The following is a 16,910-nucleotide window of genomic DNA, read 5'->3' on the forward strand; positions in this document are numbered from 1 at the left end:
CTTAACGGGCCTGCGTGAAGAAAATCTTCGCCGCGAAGATCGAGAAGACGCCTGCGAAAGTGTAGTCCATGCCGCGCAGCACCTTTCTGTTCTTCTGCAGCCAGCCGGCCAGCCAGTCGGAGGCGAAGACCACGGCCGCATTCACCGGCATGCCGATCAGAATGAAGAAGAAGCCGAGGAAGAGCAGCTTGTGCGTGACGGCGGGATCGCCCGCGGTGACGAACTGCGGCAGGAAAGTCATGAAGAAGATGATGACCTTGGGGTTCAGAAGATTGACCCAGAAGCCGCTGGAGATGTTGGAGAGCGGCGTGCCCTTGACCTCATCGACCTTTTCGACCGAGAGCTTCGAGCCAAAACGGATCGCCTGTACGGCTAGCCAGAGCAGGTAAGCAGCGCCGCCGGTCTTGAGGATCAGGAAGGCGGTCGGCGAGGCGGTGATCAGCGCCGAGATGCCGAAGGCAACCAGCATGGTGTGGACGACGATGCCGAGGCTGGTGCCGAGGACGACATAGAGCGCCGGCTTCTTGCCCTGCGACAGCGCACGGCTGATCGAGAGCGTCATGTCCGGCCCTGGCGTTGCTGCAAGCAGCAGGCTTGCAGCGGCAAAGGCGAGGAGCGTTGGCAGGGTCGGAAGAAAGTCCATGGTGCACTCTGAAAGCCGGAAGGAGATATTGTTTCTCATATCCGGCTTTCGAAAAATTACCAATCAAACCTTCTGATGTGGCCGATCGTTTCCGGTCGTTACTCGGCTTCCAAGAACGCCTTGAACTTGTCGGCATAGTCCTTGTGCCAGCGCGACAGCGGCGGGCGGTTTTCGATGATGTCGCCGGCGGCCCAGGCCATGCGGCGCTCGTCGACGGGACGCGCGACGTCGTTGTCGGGGCAGAGGATGTAGAAGTCGCCCTTTGCCAGGCTCTCGACCATGAAATCGACCGTCTGCTCCGGCGTCCAGGCCGCAGCCGGCTTTTCGGCGCGGTCGCCCTTGGTCAGGCCGGTGAAGACGAAGCCTGGGATCAGCAGATGAGCGGAAATCTTCGAGCCTTCGGTGTTGCGCAGCTCGTGTTCAAGCGCCTCTGTGAAGACCTTCACGCCGGCTTTCGAAACGTTGTAGGCGGGGTTGCCGGGCGGGGTGGTGATGCCTTGCTTGGAGCCGGTGTTGATGATCAGTCCGGGCTCGCCATGCTTGGCCATCGCAGCGCCGAAAGCGCGGGTACCGTTGATGACGCCCAGTAGATTGACGCCGAGAATGCTGTCCCAATCGGCCTGCGGGCTGAAGATCGAGGTTTCCGGCCCGATACCGGCATTGTTCATCAGCACGTGAACACGGCCGAAGCGCTGGATGACCGTCCGCTCCAATGCCTCAAGCGCGGCCTTGTCGGAGACATCGGTTTCGGCTGCAAGAACGTGTTCTGCGCCAACGATGGCCTCGAGCTCGGCACGTGCCTTGGCGAGCTTCTCCTGGCCGAGATCGGCGATGACGACGCTCATGCCCGCCTTGGCAAAATGCTTTGCCGCCGCAAGGCCGATACCGGAGGCGCCGCCGGTAATGACGGCAACGTTGGATGGTTTGAAAATCTCTTGAATATTCGTCACGGGACCGGCTCTCCTCGAAGCGTTGTGCGGACGAAGCCAGATATGGGTTGGCATTTGACGCTGTCAAACACTATCCGCGACCGAAAAGCGGCGCTCCCTGGCCTTGCGTCGTGTGACAATCTCGCTAAAAGTGCCCGCGACACCGGGCTTTGCGGTTTGCCGCTGCCCTTCAGCAACGGACCTCATCACCATGGCACCTAAAAAAGACGTGAAGAAAGTCGTGCTTGCCTATTCGGGCGGCCTCGACACCTCGATCATCCTGAAGTGGCTGCAGACCGAACTCGGCGCCGAAGTCGTGACCTTCACGGCCGACCTTGGCCAGGGCGAAGAGCTCGAGCCGGCGCGCAAGAAGGCCGAGATGCTCGGCATCAAGGAAATCTACATCGAAGACGTGCGCGAAGAATTCGTGCGCGACTTCGTCTTCCCGATGTTCCGTGCCAATGCCGTCTATGAAGGCGTCTATCTGCTCGGCACCTCGATTGCCCGTCCGCTGATCTCCAAGCACCTGATCGACATCGCCCGCAAGACCGGCGCCGATGCGATCGCGCATGGCGCGACCGGCAAGGGCAACGACCAGGTCCGTTTCGAGCTGTCCGCCTATGCGCTGAACCCGGATATCAAGATCATCGCGCCGTGGCGCGACTGGGATTTCAAGAGCCGCACCGATCTGCTGGCCTTTGCCGAGCAGCATCAGATCCCGGTTGCCAAGGACAAGAAGGGTGAGGCGCCGTTCTCCGTCGACGCCAACCTTCTGCACTCGTCGTCTGAGGGCAAGGTTCTGGAAGATCCGGCTCAGGAAGCGCCCGAATACGTGCATATGCGCACGATCTCGCCGGAAGCCGCGCCCGACAAGGCCACCGTCATCAAGGTCGGCTTCGAAAAGGGCGATGCCGTCTCGATCAACGGCGTTCGCATGAGCCCGGCGACCCTGCTCGCAGCGCTCAATAATTATGGCCGTGACAACGGCATCGGCCGTCTCGACCTCGTCGAGAACCGCTATGTCGGCATGAAGTCGCGCGGCGTCTATGAAACCCCCGGCGGCACCATCCTGCTTGCGGCACACCGCGCCATTGAGTCGATTACCCTCGATCGTGGCGCAGCTCACCTGAAGGATGAGCTGATGCCGAAATATGCCGAGCTCATCTATTACGGCTTCTGGTTCTCCCCGGAGCGCGAGATGCTGCAGGCCCTTATCGACAAGAGCCAGGAGCATGTCGAGGGCGAAGTGACGCTGAAGCTCTACAAGGGCAATGTCATGGTCACCGGCCGCGAGAGCCCCAAGTCGCTCTATTCCGACAAGCTGGTCACCTTCGAGGACGACCAGGGCGCCTACGACCAGAAGGATGCAGCGGGCTTCATCAAGCTCAACGCGCTGCGCCTGCGCACGCTCGGCAAGCGCAATCTGAAGGGCTGATCCAAGCCCTCAGCGGATATCAAAGGCCCGCCCTGTGCGGGCCTTTTTCGTTTCCGGGCCCGGCTCTTGACGGCTTTGCGCTATTGCATAGTCTGCGCGGGTCATTCGCGGAGCATTTCATGACGCATTCGTTACTTCTTGGCGCCTTTCTGGCAGCCCTTTTTTATGTGCTCATTCCCGGTCCGGCTTTCCTGCAGCTTCTCGGCATCGGTGCCGGGCAGGGGCGCAAGGCGGGTGCCTTTTTCATGATGGGGCATCTGGTGGGTGATACGCTCTGGTCAGCACTGGCGCTTGTTGCGATCGTTGGCGCCAAGGTCATCGGCACTTTCGTTTTCGATCTGCTGGGCCTGCTTTGCGGTTTCTATCTTGCGTGGATCGGCTGGAGCGCGGTGACGGCTAAACCGAAGGCTGACGGTCAGTCTCTGGTCTACGTCGAGAAGCCGTTCCGCCGCGGCCTGATCTTCGGGGTTACAAATCCGAAAGGCTATCCGGTCGCGCTCGCAACCTTCACGGCGCTGGTAGCGGGCTCGGCAGGCGCGCTGGATTTCCAGGCGCTGCCTGTGCTGCTCTGCGTTTCCTTCATCGGCTTCGTGGTGGCCGATATCATCCTGATCGGCATCATCGGTGCGGGTGCCGTGCGCCGCTTCTATCGCGCCCACGAGCGGCTGATCGTGCGCTGCTCAGGCGTGCTGTTCATGGGCTTCGCGGCCCAGGCGCTGCTGCATGCGACGCCCGGGCTACTTGGCTGGCGCAAGGCCTGAACGTCAGGTGCTGATGAAATCGACGATCGATTTCAGTGTCTTCTCGCCATCGGTGTCGCCGAGGGACTTGGCGATCTGCAGCTGGTTTTCGTAGTAATCACGGAAATTGAACGCTGTGCCGTCGGTGACGCCGCGCAGGTCCAGCAGATTGCCCTGCGCATCGATCGCATGCATCGGCAACGGCTCTGAGATCGCCGCAAACGTGTCCTGGTCGAGCTCTCCGGAATCGAAGCTCTGCCGGGCATAGCTTCGCAATTCGCCCGGGCTGACTGCGGTGAAATCCGGGCCGCCGGAAGCTGTTACGTCGTCTACCCTGAAGCCGGGTTGGACTGCCGGTCCAGTATCAATTTCAATATCGGAGGTCTTCGAAGATTTTGCGTTATTGTGACTGTTTTTAAAAAGCAAACTTTGAGAAGACCGCACAGAAAAAATTTCCATGGCGCATGTCCCCTTACGAAAAGAGTAAGCGAAAACTAGCGTCTAGGACCGCCGGGCGTCAATCGTTAACAAATAGTTAATTTTCGTCTATCAGTTTTCATGGATCAAATCTTCCATGTATCGGCAAAAGACGAATTTGATCAGCAACATACCATTGCCGCGAAGCGTCACCTATATTGCCGTTTCACTTGCTTGCGTAAAAGGATGTCAGCATGCCTTCCACACCAGAATTCAATCCGGCGCTCGTCAACTGGAACGGGCATAACGGCCTGCCGCGCTTCGAGGCGCTCAATGATGGCGACTTCGCAGCCGCCTTCGATGCCGCGCTCGCGTCTCATGAAACGGAGATCGATGTGATCGCTGCCAATGCCGAAGCGCCGACCTTCGAAAACACCATCGTCGCGCTGGAAATCGCCGGCGATGAGCTGTCGCGCGTCTCGGCGCTGTTCTGGAACCGGGCAGGTGCGCATACCAACGATGTCATCCAGGCGCTTGAGCGGGAGATCTCGCCGAAGATGTCGCGGCATTATTCGAAGATCGGCATGAATGCCGGTCTCTTCGCGCGCATCGATACGCTGTGGGAAAAGCGCGCGGAACTGGGGCTGACCCTGGAGCAGACGCGGGTGTTGGAACGCCACTGGAAGGGCTTCGTGAAATCCGGCGCCAAGCTGCCGAAGCCGGAGCAAGAAAAGCTCGCCGGCATCAACGAGAAGCTGGCCGGTCTCGGGACCAATTTCGGACAGAATGTTCTCGCCGACGAAAAGAGCTGGTCGCTGCTGCTGTCCGAAGGACCGGAGCTCGCAGGTCTTCCGGATTTCCTGAAGGATGCAATGGCGGCGGCGGCGGCCCGTGAACGCGCGGAAGACGGCAAGTTTGCGGTCACCCTTTCGCGCTCGATCATCGAGCCGTTTCTGACATTTTCCGAACGCCGCGATCTGCGCGAACAGGCCTTCAAGGCCTGGACTGCCCGTGGCGCGAATGCGGGCGCAACCGATAACCGCGGCATCATCAAGGAAACGCTGGCGCTGCGCAAGGAAATGGCCGGCCTTCTCGGCTACGGCAATTTCGCCGAGCTAAAGCTCGACAACACGATGGCGAAGAAGCCGGCTGCTGTCGACGAGCTGCTGCGTGCAGTCTGGGCGAAGGCTGTTTCCCGCGCCCGCGAGGAAGAGGCCGATATCGCCCGGCTGATTGCCGAGGACGGCAAGAACCACGAGGTTATGCCCTGGGATTGGCGCTTCTATGCGGAGAAGATCCGGGCACAGAAGTTCAATTTCTCCGAAACGGAGCTGAAGCCCTATCTGCAACTCGAAAAGATCATCGAAGCCTGCTTCGACGTGGCCAACCGTCTCTTCGGCATCCGGGCTGTCGAGAAGAAGGGCATTGCTGCCTACCATCCCGATGTGCGCGTCTTCGAAATCCGCGACGCCCACGATAAGCTCGTGGCGCTGTTTCTTGGCGACTATTTTGCCCGCAGCTCCAAGCGCTCGGGTGCCTGGATGAGTTCCTTCCAGTCGCAGCACAAGCTGAAGCTGAAGAACGGCAACACCGGCGAGCTGCCGATCATCTATAACGTCTGCAATTTCGCCAAGCCTGCGGAAGGCAAGCCTGCGCTGCTGTCGCTTGACGACGCCCGAACGCTGTTCCACGAATTCGGCCATGCGCTGCATGGGATGCTGTCGAACGTCACCTATCCATCCGTTTCCGGCACCGGCGTCTCGCGTGATTTCGTCGAATTGCCGTCGCAGCTTTACGAGCACTGGCTGACCGTGCCCGCGATCCTCAAGCAATATGCGGTGCATTTCGAAACAGGCGAGCCGATGCCGCAGGCGCTGCTCGACAAGGTTCTCGCGGCGCGGACCTTCAATGCGGGCTTCAATACGGTGGAATTCACTTCCTCGGCGATCGTCGACATGGAATTCCATACGCGCGATGCCGTCGATGATCCGATGGCGGTTCAGGCGGAGGTTCTGGCCGAGCTCGGCATGCCGAAGTCGCTGGTCATGCGTCATGCTTCGCCGCACTTCCAGCATATCTTCTCCGGCGGCTATTCGGCCGGCTACTATTCCTACATGTGGTCGGAAGTGCTTGATGCCGATGCGTTTGCGGCTTTCGAGGAAACCGGCGATGCCTTCAACCGCGAAATGGCGGCGAAGCTGAAGGACAACATCTATTCGACCGGCGGCTCGCTCGACCCCGAAGATGCCTACAAGGGCTTCCGCGGCAAGCTGCCGAGCCCGAACGCGATGCTGGTCAAAAAGGGTCTGGCAACCTTCAAGGAGCTCTCGGGCAGCGATGCCTGAGCGCTTGCCATAACAAAACTGTCGCCGAAGTTTCGGCAAACCGTCATGTGGTCTTCAAGAGACTGACATGACGGTTGCCCAAGGCTGGGGCGGGACACTTCGTTCCCGCTCCTGAAGCAGCCGGGGCTTTGGCATGATCTTGAAAGAAACGACGCGCCGCCGGTTTTTATCCTCGGTCGGAGCGGTCGGTGGGTTTGCGGCGGCGGGCCTTGCGATGCCGTTCTATGCGCGTGGCTCGTCCAGCCGGCCTGTCTTTACATCGGGCGTGCAATCCGGCGATGTCGATGTGGATTCCGGTGTGATCTGGGCGCGGGTCGACCGACCCTCGCGCTTGTTCGTCGAATATTCCACCACCGATAAATTTGCGAACGCGGTTCGGCTTGCATCCTTGGATGTCATGCCCGAAACCGATCTTGCCGGCAAAGTGCTGCTCGATGGATTGCCGCCGGATCAGGAGATTTTCTACCGTTTCGTGGCTGCAGACCTGCAGGATATCAACAGCCGCTCTGAGCCCATTCGCGGTCAGTTCCGCACGGCGCCGTCGACAAGGCGGGATATCCGCTTCGTCTGGTCCGGCGATACGGCAGGACAGGGATGGGGGATCGATGACGAGGGCATGCGGACCTATCGGACGATCGCCTATCACCGGCCTGATTTCATGATCCATTCCGGCGACACGATTTACGCCGACAATCCGATCCCCGACGAGATCCGTCTGCGAGACGGCGGGATCTGGAAAAACCGCGTGGTCACCGACGAGAAACGGACGATCGCACAGACGCTGTCCGAATTTCGCGGCCAGTGGAAATACAATCTGCTGGACGAGCACGTGACCGATTTCAACGCCGTCTGTCCGGTTTTCTACCAATGGGACGATCACGAGGTGCTGAACAACTGGTCTCCCTCAACCGATCTTCGTGCCGACGACCGTTACAAGGAAAAGTCCGTCTCGGCGCTCGCTTCACGCGCCAGCCGGGCTTTTCACGAAATGACGCCGATCCGCTACGTGGCGGAGGAACCGGGGCGGATCTATCGCAAGGTTTCCTACGGCCCGCTGCTCGATATCTTCTTTGTCGACCTACGCTCCTACCGCGGACCCAATACCCATGCACTCGACCGCGAGATCACGCCGCAGTCGCGGCTTTTCGGTGAGGCGCAGGTGGCGTGGCTGAAGCGCGAACTTGTCCGTTCGACGGCAACCTGGAAGGTGATCGCGTGTGATCTGCCGGTCGGGCTGGTGATCTGGGACGATTTTGGAAAGCGCAGCGGCAGCGAATCCGTCTCCAACGGCGACAACGGAGCGCCGCTCGGCCGGGAACTCGAATTTGCCGATCTACTGCGCTTCATCCGCGATGCGGCGATCGGCAATATCGTCTGGCTGACGGCCGACGTGCACTATACGGCGGCTCATTATTATGATCCCGGAAAGGCCAGGTTTCAGGATTTCCTGCCCTTCTGGGAGTTCGTTTCCGGCCCGCTTCATTCGGGCACTTATGGACCGCAGGAGCTGGACGGCACGTTCGGCCCCGAGGTGCGCTTCATCAAGGCGGCACCGGGAGGGATCGAATCCAATCTGCCGCCAAGTGCCGGAATGCAGTTCTTCGGCCTGGTCGATATCGATGGCGCAACGGAGCAGATGACCGTGCGCCTGATGGATCGCGATGACAACGAGTTGTGGCGAACCGTCATCGACCCGCAACGTACGAGTTAACCCTGTCTATGGCCGCTCTCGCCTCTCCCCCCTTTCGCAATCGCAAAAAACACTGTATGAGCGCGCCAAACGTAATAGGCGCCTCCTCCCGACGTAGCGCCCCAGCCTCAGAGATTTGATATAATGGCACTTCGCAACATCGCGATCATCGCGCACGTTGACCATGGCAAAACGACCCTGGTGGACGAGCTCCTGAAACAGTCCGGCTCGTTCCGCGAGAACCAGCGCGTTGCAGAGCGCGTCATGGACAGCAACGATCTGGAAAAAGAGCGCGGCATCACGATTCTTGCCAAGGCGACTTCGGTCGAGTGGAAGGGCGTTCGCATCAACATCGTCGACACCCCCGGCCACGCCGACTTCGGCGGCGAAGTCGAGCGTATCCTGTCAATGGTGGACGGCGCGATCGTTCTGGTCGACTCGTCGGAAGGCCCGATGCCGCAGACGAAGTTCGTCGTCTCCAAGGCGCTGAAGGTCGGCCTTCGCCCGATCGTCGCGATCAACAAGATCGACCGCCCGGATGGCCGCCACGAAGAAGTCATCAACGAAGTCTTCGATCTTTTTGCCAACCTCGACGCTACCGACGAGCAGCTCGACTTCCCGATCCTCTACGGTTCGGGCCGCGATGGCTGGATGAACGTCAATCCTGAAGGCCCGAAGGACCAGGGTCTTGCACCGCTGCTCGACCTCGTGCTCAAGCATGTTCCGGAGCCGACGGTCCACGAAGGCCCGTTCACGATGATCGGCACGATCCTTGAAGCCAACCCCTTCCTCGGCCGTATCATTACCGGCCGCATCAATTCCGGTTCGATCAAGCCGAACCAGGCCGTCAAGGTTCTGAGCCAGGACGGCAAACTGATCGAAAATGGCCGTATCTCGAAGATCCTCGCGTTCCGCGGTATCGAGCGCACGTCGATCGAAGAGGCTCACGCAGGTGACATCGTCGCGATCGCCGGCCTTTCCAAGGGTACGGTTGCCGACACGTTCTGCGATCCAGCTGTCACCGAGGCACTGACCGCGCAGCCGATCGATCCGCCGACAGTCACCATGTCCTTCATCGTCAACGATAGCCCGCTGGCAGGTACCGAAGGCGACAAGGTCACCTCGCGCGTCATTCGTGACCGTCTCTACAAGGAAGCAGAAGGCAACGTCGCGCTGAAGATCGAAGAAGCCGAAGGCAAGGATTCATTCTTCGTGTCTGGCCGTGGCGAATTGCAGCTTGCCGTTCTGATCGAAACCATGCGCCGTGAAGGCTTCGAGCTGGCCGTGTCGCGTCCGCGCGTCGTCATGCACCGCGACGAGAACGATCAGCTGATGGAGCCGATCGAAGAAGTCGTCATCGACGTCGATGAAGAGCATTCCGGCGTCGTCGTTCAGAAAATGTCCGAGCGCAAGGCCGAAATGACCGAGCTGCGTCCTTCGGGCGGCAATCGCGTTCGCCTGGTGTTCAATGCGCCGACCCGCGGCCTGATCGGCTACCAGTCGGAACTCTTGACCGACACGCGCGGCACGGCTGTGATGAACCGCCTGTTCAAGGATTATCAGCCTTACAAGGGTGAAATCGGCGGCCGTACCAACGGCGTTCTGCTGGCAAACGCAGCCGGCGAAGCCGTCGCCTACGCCATGTTCAACCTGGAAGACCGCGGCCCGATGATGATCGAGCCGGGCGAAAAGGTCTATATGGGCATGATCATTGGCATCCACAGCCGCGATAACGACCTTGAAGTCAACGTTCTCAAGGGCAAGCAGCTGACCAACATCCGCGCTGCCGGCAAGGACGAAGCCGTCAAGCTGACGCCGCCGATCCGCATGACGCTCGACCGCGCTCTCTCCTGGATCCAGGACGACGAGCTGATGGAAGTAACGCCGAAGTCGATCCGTCTGCGCAAGATGTATCTCGACGCGAACGACCGCAAGCGTTTCGCCAAGGCGAAGTCGGCCTGATAGCCGCTGCCATTCCTGGATAGTTGAAACCCCGGCCCTCCAGGCCGGGGTTTTTATTTGTGCGCCGTGTCGAATCCTTCTTGTCGCAATAGTTAAAAAAGCGTTAAATTTTGCCCATCGTCCACATGTTAAGTCTGTGGGCAATTGGCGAAGGCGCATGATCGCGCATGGTTAATTGTCCGCTGAAGGACCAGAGTAGCGTTATGAAGACGTTGTCGATCGATGTTCGGCGGGCCGAGCCGCAAGATGCCCGCGCCATATCGGAGGCGCATCGCCTTGCGTGGCAGCACACCTATGCCGGCATCATCCCCCATCGCGCACTGACGCAGATGATCGAACGGCGCGGCGAAGGCTGGTGGCGCAAGGCCACCCGTGGTCCGGCAACGCTTTTGGTTCTTGACGTCGCAGGAACGGTTGCGGGCTATGCCACGCTTGGTCTCAACCGTGCCCGCGCTCTGCCGCAGGAAGGCGAAATCTACGAACTCTATCTTCGCCCGGAATATCAGGGTATCGGCCTCGGCCGTATGCTCTTCGGCGAAGCCCGCCGGCTGCTGAAGTCGCTTGGCTGCAATGGTCTCGTCGTCTGGTGCCTTGAGGACAATGACAATGCCAGCCGCTTCTATCGCGGCCATGGCGGCGTCGATTTCTGCGAAGGCATGGAAAATTTCGACCACAAGCAGCTGAAGAAGATCGGCTTCATCTGGAACTGACGGCTGCCTTTTATGGCAGCCTTGCCGCTTGGCCGCGGATCGTCCCATCCACATCGATCAATTGCCAGACCGTGACATCCGCAATCGGAAAGCGCTTTCCCGATTTGCTGATCCTTATGCCCTCGTAGTCGTCGACATAACCGCGCTCGGCGACCTGCCGCAGGAAATTCTCGCGCGCCTGGCGTTCCGGCGCTTCAGCAGACAGCCTCGAGGGCAGTGCAGTGAGCTCGTCCCAGCTGTATTCAAAGCGCCGCTGAGCGCTCTTGTTTCCATAGACGAAGACGGGATCTGTGGCCGTGTCGTGTGCCAGGAGGCCAAACGGCGCGTCCTCGTAAAGCCAGCGAACGGCTTCTCTCTGCGTCAGCACCCGGGGCACGAGATCCTTGCCGACAATGCGGCGATAGCTGCCACACACGAGTTCGAAAAAGTCTTTCTGTTCGTAAAGATGCATGACCGTCTATCGCAATGGGGAATCTGAAAAGCAAAGCCAACTTGGATATTGCGACCTGTTTGTGGCGCCGTTTCCCATTATTGCGCCGATCCCCGAACTTTTGCTTCAAGGCCAAACTCTATTAGCCAAAACGACGGAAGATGAGCCTGACATGTTGCGTTGCGAAGAGATTCTGATTATCTGGCAGCCGGATACCATCCTATATTAGGGGACACTGATGCGCATCGACGCCATTTCCATCGGCAACAATCCACCGGAAGATATCAACGTCATCGTTGAAGTGCCGGTTGGCGGCCATCCCATCAAGTACGAAATGGACAAGGAAGCCGGCACGCTGGTCGTTGACCGTTTCCTCTACACGCCGATGACCTATCCCGGCAATTACGGCTTCGTGCCGCATACGCTTTCGGAAGACGGCGACCCGATCGACGTGCTGATCGCCAGCACCCGTCCGCTGGTTCCGGGCTGCGTCATCAATGTGCGCCCGATCGGCGTGCTGATGATGGAAGACAATTCCGGCAAGGACGAGAAGATCATCGCCGTTCCGTCGCCGAAGCTGACGCTGCGCTACGAGAAGGTCAAGGAATATACCGATCTTCCCGATATCACCGTCAAGCAGATCGAGCACTTCTTCGAGCATTACAAGGATCTGGAGCCCGGCAAGTGGGTAAAGATCTTTGGCTGGAAGGGCTCCAAGGAAGCCGGTGAACTGATCCTCGAAGCCGTCGAGCGCGCCAAGAAGGCGAAGTAAGCTCAGGCCCGACCGAAAGCTTTCAGCCTTTCGACCAGATCCTCCGTATCGCCCTCGATGCGGAGGATTTTTTTGCGCGACGTTTCGCCGGAGACAAGAGCTATCGCAGACTTCGGAACGCGAAGCGATTTTGCGAGAAGGGCGACGAGCGCCTTGTTCGCCTTGCCGTTTTCCGGCACGGCGCTGACGCGGGCTTTCAGGTGCGTGTCGCCTTCGGCATCTGTTTCCAGGCCGTCAATGGCGTCACGTCCGCCGTTCGGCGTCAAACGCACCGTCAGGCGGAGATAGCCGTCGAAGATCGTCCAGGCACAGCTCACGCCACCAGCGGGAAGATCGTGTTCCACATGAAGGAGCGCAGGAAGAAGATGATCAGCAGCAGGATGATCGGAGAGATGTCGATACCGCCCAGGTTCGGCAGCACGCGGCGGATCGGCCGCAGCACTGGTTCGGTGACGTTATAGAGGAACATCCCCACCGAATTGACGAACTGGTTGCTGGAATTGATGACGTTGAAGGCATAGAGCCACGAGAAAATGGCACTCCCAATCAGCACCCAGGTGTAAAGATTCAAAGCCAAATCAATGGTTTGAAAGAGGGCAATCATCGTCGTCTCCAGTTCGTTGTTGACAGACATGTAGCTATTGGCGACTAAACGGGCAAGTGCCGTGTCTTAACGCGCGGTGAATCATGTTTAATGGGCGCGTTTGAACTGTCCCGCGCGGCCCGGTTTCATTGGTTGCCCCCATGTCTTTCTCGTCCACCGGAGACCGTTTTGCGGCGTTCCGGCATTCTTCCTACACCCGGTTCTTCTTCGCGAAGTTCCTGCTGTCCTTCTCGCAGCAGATTCTCAGCGTTGCTGTGGGTTGGCAGATGTACGACCAGACGCGGAGCGCAATCTATCTCGGCCTGATCGGCCTTGTGCAGTTCCTACCGTCGCTGGTTCTGATGCTGGTGACCGGCTCGGTCGCCGACCGCTACAACCGCCGCGCCGTCGCCTCGATCTGCTCGCTCGTCAGCGCGCTCTGCACGCTGGCGCTACTGATCATGACGGTGACGGGCACGTTCTCGCCGATCCCTGTCTTCATCGTGCTGCTGATTTTCGGCATCGAGCGCGCCTTCGCTGCGCCTGCCATACAGTCGCTCGCGCCGAACCTCGTGCCGGAGAAGGATCTTTCGAACGCGATCGCCTGGAATTCGTCGTCCTGGCAGCTGGCGGCAATTACCGGTCCCGTACTCGGCGGCTTGCTCTATGGCGTCAGTGCGACGACGGCCTACACAGTCTCAGTGGTGTTCGCGATACTCGGCGCCATCCTGCTCTTCATGATCCCGAAGCCTGCGCAGCGCAGTTCCGGCGAGGCAAAGAGCTGGGACATGATCCTAGGCGGTTTCCGTTTCATCAAGGCGGACAAGGTGGTGCTCGGGGCGATCTCGCTCGATCTCTTCGCGGTGCTGCTCGGCGGTGCCACGGCGCTGATGCCGATCTATGCCCGCGATATCCTGACGCTCGGCCCCTGGGGGCTCGGTCTGCTGCGTTCGGCGCCAGGCGTCGGCGCGATCGTGATGGCGCTGTTCCTTGCCGCCCGCCCGATGAAGCATCGCGCCGGCTTCTATATGTTCATGGGCGTCGGTCTGTTCGGTATCGCAACCATTGTATTCGGCGTCTCGACGCATACCTGGACCTCGATTGCCGCGCTGGCGATCATGGGCGCCGCCGACATGATTTCGGTCTATGTGCGCGAAAGCCTGATCGCGCTCTGGACGCCGGATGAGCTGCGCGGCCGCGTGAACGCCGTCAACATGGTCTTTGTCGGCGCGTCGAACGAGCTCGGTGAATTCCGGGCGGGAACGATGGCGCATACGTTCGGCGCCGTGCCTGCGGTCGTTATTGGCGGTCTTGGGACGCTCGCGGTGTCGGTGATCTGGGCGATGAGCTCCGCCAGCTGCGGCAGATCGATACGCTGGATGCGCCTATGCGCTCAGCGACGCCGGCATAGAGACAGGCGCGCTCTTTGCCGCCTTTCCCTCGAAGACGATATCGAGGAATTCGTTCAGCCAGGCTTTTAGCGGCGCGTCAAAGAGCATGCGCCCTTCCAGATGCTCGCGACCCTGCTGCGCATTAGGCAGAATAAAGCGATGGGCGCCATGGACGACCCAGCGGTGCATCATCACCCGCGTCAGCTCGGCATGGAACTGCAGCGCCCAGGCATTCTTGTTGTAGCGGAAGGCCTGGTTCGGATAGGCGTCACCCTCAGCCAGAAGCTCGGCGCCGCGGGGAAGGTCGAAGCCCTCGCGATGGAAATGGTAGACCATCTTCGGCCAGTGCATCAGTAGCCGGCCCTTTTCGGTCGGATGCAGCGGGTACCAGCCGATTTCCGTCGAGCCATCGGCATTCGCCTGCACCTTGCCGCCGAGATGGCGGACCAGCATCTGCGCGCCGAGGCAGATGCCGAGGAATGGCCGGTTCTCTTTGAGTGGGATGTCCAGCCAGTTGATTTCGGATTTCACGAAATCGTCGGGATCGTTGGCGCTCATGGGGCCGCCGAAGACGACAACGCCGGCGTGGTCGTCGAGTGTTCCAGGCAGTGTGTCGCCGAGAACCGGGCGGCGCATGTCGAGCCTGTAGCCCTTCTCGACGAGAAGCTGGCCGACCCGGCCGGGGCTCGACTGCTCCTGATGGAGAACGATCAGGATCGGGCGCTTGTCGCGATTGACCGGCCGCTCAATCTGCATCGTCTTGCACCACGACCGCATCCGTCACGCGCGCAGCCGCTTCTTGGCGCTTTTGGATACGCTCGCGCGAGGAGACGCCGAGCAGATCGGCGATGCGCCAGATGACGTGGTCTTCCATCTCGCTGCGCTCGCCATCGGCATAGACGATGTCCCAGAGAATGCCGATCAGCTCCAGCCGCTGCTCGGTATTCAGGTGGCGCTTGAGATCCGACGTGAAGCGGTAGTAGTCGACGGCGCTGCTTTCGGCTTCGAGACCGGCGGCGATCACCGCATCGAGCTGCTTACCGTCGAGTCCGTATTGCTCCTTCAGCAGCTTGCGCAGCCGCTTCTTCTCGCTGTCCTTGATTTGGCCGTCGGCCTCCATGACCTGCATGCAGAGAGCGGCCACGGCGATGCGCGGGTCATCGGGGCTGAAACCCTTCCTGCCATCGTCTGCGGTGAGATTGTGGAAGAATGCCTGAAAGCGTTCGAACATGCGGTTGTCGTTCCATCTCAGAAAAGGCGGAGCCGCGTCTTGGGTTCCGGGGCCGCCTTGTTGTCGCGAACGCCTGGGTCGTCAGGCATTCCATAATATGGTTTGGGTTCGGGCTGGCGTATAGGGGCCGCTGCTTCCGCAGGCTTTGGTGCCGGAGCGGGTTTCGGTGGTGCCGCGGGAGCAGGTGCCGGACGGACCGCCTCGGCGATCGTTGCGGCGCGTTCCAGCTCGATGATCCGGTGATCGCTCGCCGGCGCCTCCTGGCGCTGCTCACGGACCGGCGGCAATGTCCTGAGTGCCGTATCGATCGAGGTGGCCGAGCCTTCCTCGACCGGGCCTTCCAGCTGGCCGAACGGCGCCTTCCACTCAAAGGCGTCGAGGCGGCCTGTGACCGGCGACAGCGGCAGCCATTTGTCGGAGACGAAGCCATCGGCGACCCATGCCGGATCGCGGGGTGCCTTGAGTGCCTGGGCCAGCCAGTGGCGGACACGTCCTTGGTCGCCGGTTTCCGCTTCCTCGATATCAGCGAGCAGCAGAAAGGCGGCTTCACGCGGCTGCATGCGGGCCGCCGCTTCCGCCTTGGCGCGGGCCTTGGCGAAATTCTGCGCGTCGAGAGCCGCCTGGGCAACAACCAGCAGCGACTCGACATTGTTCGGGCGTATGGCTTCCAGCTTCTCGGCACGTTTCAGCCGGTCAACAACGGAATCGCCGCTGCGGGCAAGCACATAGACACGGCCAACCTCGGGATGGGGGGTTGCCTTCCAGGCCTGCTCGAGGATCGAGGCTGCCTTGCGCAGCTTGTCTTCGCGGAAGAGCGCCTTGGCGGCGATGATCGCTGCCGGTTCGAAATCGGCGACCAGCTTCAGCGCGTAGAGGGCGTCGTCGCGGGCACCGGCCGGATCGCGGTCCAGTTTGTCGCCCGCACGTGCCGTCAGCAACACGGCACGCAGCCGGTCGCCGTCGTGCTTGTCGACGACGCGGGCGGCCTTCTGCTGGTCGAGCAGGCGAATCGCGTCATCCCAACGTCCGGCCTGGCTGCGGTATTCCAAAGTCGCCTGCGCCGCCCATGGGAGATAGGGAGCATTATCCGCGGCCTTCTCGGCATATTGGCGGGCGGCCTCATTGGCGCCGAGCCGTTTGGCTTCCAGATAGAGGCCGCGCAGTCCGAGTTCGCGGGTCTCCGGATCGTTCGCCATGGCCTCGAACTTGGCGCGGGCCTCGTCGTGGCGACCCTCGATCAGCGCGGCCTGGGCCTCCAGAAGATTGATCAGCGGTTCCTGGTCGGCGCGGATCAGGCCGCGGGAGCGGGCGGCCATCTTGCGGGCGAGAAGCGCGTTGCCGGCGCCTGCGGCGATCAGACCGGTCGAGAGCGCCTGATAGCCGCGATCCCGCTTGCGGGCCCGGAAGTAGCGGGTGACGGAATGCGGCGAGGTCCAGATCGTACGGACGAGCCACCAGCCGACCATGACAAGCGCGATCAGGGCGATCAGGCCGCTGGCGGCCACGATCAGTTTGGTCTGGTAGAGTTGGCCTTCCCAAACGAGCGACAGGTCGCCGGGACGGTCGGCAAGCCAGGAGAATCCGTAGCCGAGCACCAGAACGACGAGAGCGAAGATGACGAGCTTGATCATC

The 16,910-nt window shown here is 60.5% G+C and carries 17 protein-coding genes and 1 pseudogene; 9 read left to right on the forward strand and 9 right to left on the reverse strand.

The annotated features are described in order from the left end of the window. Position 1 precedes the first annotated feature (1 nt). Together AB4Z25_RS21620 and AB4Z25_RS21625 are read right to left on the reverse strand one after the other, a co-directional pair. Entirely contained in the window at positions 2 to 643 is a 642-nt protein-coding gene (locus AB4Z25_RS21620; protein ID WP_112385809.1) for a LysE family translocator, read from the reverse strand. A gap of 98 nt (positions 644 to 741) precedes the next feature. Next, a complete protein-coding gene (locus tag AB4Z25_RS21625; RefSeq protein ID WP_112540485.1) occupies positions 742 to 1,593 on the reverse strand; it encodes an SDR family NAD(P)-dependent oxidoreductase in 852 nt (283 codons plus the stop codon). Positions 1,594 to 1,783: 190 nt separating this feature from the next. On the opposite strand from AB4Z25_RS21625, the gene AB4Z25_RS21630 reads away from it, so the two are divergent. Then, positions 1,784 to 3,007: an argininosuccinate synthase gene (locus AB4Z25_RS21630; RefSeq protein ID WP_112385807.1), complete on the forward strand. Its 1,224-nt coding sequence runs from the start codon at positions 1,784 to 1,786 to the stop codon at positions 3,005 to 3,007. A 119-nt stretch (positions 3,008 to 3,126) separates the two neighbouring features. Next, positions 3,127 to 3,768 (forward strand): LysE family translocator, encoded by a 642-nt coding sequence (locus AB4Z25_RS21635; protein WP_112540486.1) that lies wholly within the window; start codon positions 3,127 to 3,129, stop codon positions 3,766 to 3,768. A 3-nt stretch (positions 3,769 to 3,771) separates the two neighbouring features. Here the strand turns inward: AB4Z25_RS21635 and AB4Z25_RS21640 are convergent, their stop codons facing one another. Further along, on the reverse strand, positions 3,772 to 4,206 hold the full coding sequence (locus AB4Z25_RS21640; RefSeq protein ID WP_112385805.1) for a hypothetical protein: 435 nt from the start codon (positions 4,204 to 4,206) through the stop codon (positions 3,772 to 3,774). Between the two features lie 212 nt (positions 4,207 to 4,418). Here AB4Z25_RS21640 and AB4Z25_RS21645 point away from each other — a divergent pair, with 212 nt between their 5' ends. From AB4Z25_RS21645 to AB4Z25_RS21660, 4 genes are all read left to right on the forward strand, one after another. Then, on the forward strand, positions 4,419 to 6,509 hold the full coding sequence (locus AB4Z25_RS21645; RefSeq protein ID WP_112540487.1) for a M3 family metallopeptidase: 2,091 nt from the start codon (positions 4,419 to 4,421) through the stop codon (positions 6,507 to 6,509). 133 nt (positions 6,510 to 6,642) lie between these two features. Next, complete coding sequence (locus tag AB4Z25_RS21650) at positions 6,643 to 8,220, forward strand: alkaline phosphatase D family protein (RefSeq protein WP_112540488.1); 1,578 nt, start codon at positions 6,643 to 6,645, stop codon at positions 8,218 to 8,220. 123 nt (positions 8,221 to 8,343) lie between these two features. After that, on the forward strand, positions 8,344 to 10,161 hold the full coding sequence (gene typA / locus AB4Z25_RS21655; RefSeq protein ID WP_112385802.1) for a translational GTPase TypA: 1,818 nt from the start codon (positions 8,344 to 8,346) through the stop codon (positions 10,159 to 10,161). Positions 10,162 to 10,364: 203 nt separating this feature from the next. Further along, a complete protein-coding gene (locus AB4Z25_RS21660; protein ID WP_112385801.1) occupies positions 10,365 to 10,871 on the forward strand; it encodes a GNAT family N-acetyltransferase in 507 nt (168 codons plus the stop codon). A gap of 10 nt (positions 10,872 to 10,881) precedes the next feature. Here the strand turns inward: AB4Z25_RS21660 and AB4Z25_RS21665 are convergent, their stop codons facing one another. Beyond that, positions 10,882 to 11,322 carry an MEKHLA domain-containing protein gene (locus tag AB4Z25_RS21665; RefSeq protein WP_112540489.1) on the reverse strand — a complete coding sequence of 147 codons (441 nt, stop codon included), beginning with the start codon at positions 11,320 to 11,322 and terminating at the stop codon, positions 10,882 to 10,884. Here AB4Z25_RS21665 and AB4Z25_RS21670 point away from each other — a divergent pair. Then, positions 11,321 to 11,530 (forward strand): hypothetical protein, encoded by a 210-nt coding sequence (locus AB4Z25_RS21670; RefSeq protein WP_112540490.1) that lies wholly within the window; start codon positions 11,321 to 11,323, stop codon positions 11,528 to 11,530. The genes AB4Z25_RS21665 and AB4Z25_RS21670 overlap by 2 nt on opposite strands. Positions 11,531 to 11,539: 9 nt before the next feature. Then, complete coding sequence (gene ppa, locus AB4Z25_RS21675; RefSeq protein WP_112517760.1) at positions 11,540 to 12,073, forward strand: inorganic diphosphatase; 534 nt, start codon at positions 11,540 to 11,542, stop codon at positions 12,071 to 12,073. A 2-nt stretch (positions 12,074 to 12,075) separates the two neighbouring features. Here ppa and AB4Z25_RS21680 read toward each other — a convergent pair whose 3' ends face one another. Both AB4Z25_RS21680 and AB4Z25_RS21685 read right to left on the reverse strand, forming a co-directional pair. Next, complete coding sequence (locus AB4Z25_RS21680; RefSeq protein WP_112540491.1) at positions 12,076 to 12,390, reverse strand: DUF167 domain-containing protein; 315 nt, start codon at positions 12,388 to 12,390, stop codon at positions 12,076 to 12,078. Next, positions 12,387 to 12,677 carry a YggT family protein gene (locus AB4Z25_RS21685; RefSeq protein ID WP_112386055.1) on the reverse strand — a complete coding sequence of 97 codons (291 nt, stop codon included), beginning with the start codon at positions 12,675 to 12,677 and terminating at the stop codon, positions 12,387 to 12,389. The genes AB4Z25_RS21680 and AB4Z25_RS21685 overlap by 4 nt, the downstream gene beginning before the upstream one ends. A gap of 140 nt (positions 12,678 to 12,817) precedes the next feature. On the opposite strand from AB4Z25_RS21685, the pseudogene AB4Z25_RS21690 reads away from it, so the two are divergent. Then, a pseudogene (locus AB4Z25_RS21690) lies at positions 12,818 to 14,067 on the forward strand (MFS transporter). On the opposite strand, the gene AB4Z25_RS21695 reads toward AB4Z25_RS21690, so the two are convergent. The 3 genes from AB4Z25_RS21695 to AB4Z25_RS21705 are packed head-to-tail and all read right to left on the reverse strand — an operon-like array spanning position 14,042 to position 16,909. Then, entirely contained in the window at positions 14,042 to 14,803 is a 762-nt protein-coding gene (locus AB4Z25_RS21695; RefSeq protein WP_112385796.1) for a glutamine amidotransferase, read from the reverse strand. The pseudogene AB4Z25_RS21690 and the gene AB4Z25_RS21695 sit on opposite strands and share 26 nt — an antisense overlap. Then, positions 14,793 to 15,278: a TerB family tellurite resistance protein gene (locus AB4Z25_RS21700; RefSeq protein ID WP_112385795.1), complete on the reverse strand. Its 486-nt coding sequence runs from the start codon at positions 15,276 to 15,278 to the stop codon at positions 14,793 to 14,795. Before AB4Z25_RS21700 ends, AB4Z25_RS21695 begins: the two co-directional genes overlap by 11 nt. A gap of 17 nt (positions 15,279 to 15,295) precedes the next feature. Continuing rightward, positions 15,296 to 16,909: a heme biosynthesis protein HemY gene (locus AB4Z25_RS21705; RefSeq protein ID WP_112540492.1), complete on the reverse strand. Its 1,614-nt coding sequence runs from the start codon at positions 16,907 to 16,909 to the stop codon at positions 15,296 to 15,298. Position 16,910 lies beyond the last annotated feature (1 nt).

Origin of the sequence: Rhizobium sp. RAF36, from assembly GCF_052114105.1 — a bacterium.
Taxonomy (GTDB): Bacteria; Pseudomonadota; Alphaproteobacteria; order Rhizobiales; family Rhizobiaceae; genus Rhizobium.